The 1,718-nt window shown below is 67.9% G+C and carries 1 protein-coding gene; it reads left to right on the plus strand.

Translation table 11 applies throughout. From position 1 onward, the window contains the following. Positions 1-21: 21 nt before the first annotated feature. A partial coding sequence (locus tag ABZ749_RS34795; protein WP_357235580.1) for an AMP-binding protein occupies positions 22-1,718 on the plus strand: 1,697 nt, incomplete at its 3' end.

A 1,718-nucleotide genomic window follows, 5' to 3' on the forward strand; every position in this document is an offset into this window, starting at 1 on the left:
GCCGAAGCGCTCACGTCGGCGGTGCACGACATCGTCGACCGGCACGAAACCCTGCGTACGTCGTTCGACCCGCACACCTACTCGGTGCCGCTTCAACTCGTGCACGCCCAGGCCCCCGTCGACGTACGGATCCTGCGCCTGGATGAGGAGCGGGCCGAGGCGCACCTGCGCGGCTACGTCGAGGCCGAGCGGGCCCGACCGTTCGACGCCGAGCACCCCGCCCCGCTGCTGCGGGTCAGCGCTCACGTCGGCACCGACGGCGGATGGTGGCTCACCGTGGCGATCAGCCACCTGGTGACAGGTGGCTGGGACCTCAACGCCCTGCTGGCCGAGCTGCTCAGCTGCTACGAGCGGCGGTGCGTGGGCATGACGCCGGAGGCGCCGGAACCGACCGCGGTCCGGTACGCCGACTTCGTCGCCGGCGAGCGCGCCGCGCTGGCCTCGGCGGCCGACGAGGCGTACTGGCGGGAGATCACTTCCGAGTACGCCAGGTTCGTTCCGCCGTCGGGCTGGGGCGAGGCGTCCGCGACTCCCGGGACGATGCTGCGGCACCGGATCAGCTACCAGGACCTCGACCCACGGATCCGCGCCCTGGCCTCGACGCTCGAGGTGTCACCCAAGGCTGTTCTGCACGCGGCTCATTTGAAGGTGATGAGTCAGTTGACGGGGGAGCGGCGTTTTTACACGGGGTTGGTGTGTGATGCGCGGCCGGAGGTGCGGGGTGCGGAGCGTGTGCATGGGATGTACATCAATGTGTTGCCGTTTGGTCATGAGCGGGGTGGGGGTTCGTGGGGTGATCTGGTGCGGTCGGTGTTCGACGGTGAGGTGGAGTTGTGGCCGCATCGGCGTTTCCCGTTGCCGGCGGTGCGCAGGCTGACGGGTGTCGACACGCACCCGATCGACGTCGTCTTTGACTACACCGAATTCCGGCGTGCCAACACCGACAGCGAGGAGCAGGTCGGCTTCGAAGCCGTCGCCGGTGAAGGTGGCACCGAGTTCGCCCTCCAGGTCACCGCGGCCAGCGGATTCCTCGACCTCGTCGCCGATGGGCGGGTGTTTGGTGCGGCGGGTTTGGTGCGGTTGGCGGGGATGTTCCGGGTGGTGTTGGAGTCGATGGTGGCGGATCCGGGTGGGGATTCGCGGGTGGTGTGTGTGCCGGCTGGTGAGGCGGGGTGGTTGTCGCGGGTGGGTGTGGGGCCGGTGGTGCCGGTGGAGGGTGTGGCGTATTCGGCCTTTGCGGCGCGGGTGGGTGTGCGCGGCGATGCGGTTGCGATTGGTGATGGTGGGGTGTCGTTGTCGTATTCGGAGTTGAATGCGGCGGCGAACAGGTTGGCTCGGTATTTGCGGTCCGTGGGTGTGGGTGCCGAGGTGTTGGTGGGTGTGTGTCTGCATCGTTCGGTGGAGCAGGTTGTGGCGATGTTGGCGGTGCACAAGGCCGGTGGTGTGTATGTGCCGTTGGATCCGGGTTATCCGGTTGAGCGTTTGGGTGTGATGGTTGCCGATGCGGGGGCGTCGGTGGTGGTGACGTCGTCTGGGTTGGTGGCGGGGTTGCCGGGGTTGGCGGCTGAGGTGGTGTTGGTTGATCGGCCGGGGTTGTGGGCGGGTGAGTCTGGTGCGGATGTGCCGGTGGTGGTGGGGCCGGAGAATGCGTGTTATGTGATCTTCACGTCGGGGTCGACGGGTCGGCCGAAGGGCGCGGTCGTCACCCACGCCGGCCT

Source organism: Micromonospora sp. NPDC047753 (assembly GCF_040642735.1).
Classification (GTDB): domain Bacteria; phylum Actinomycetota; class Actinomycetes; order Mycobacteriales; family Micromonosporaceae; genus Micromonospora.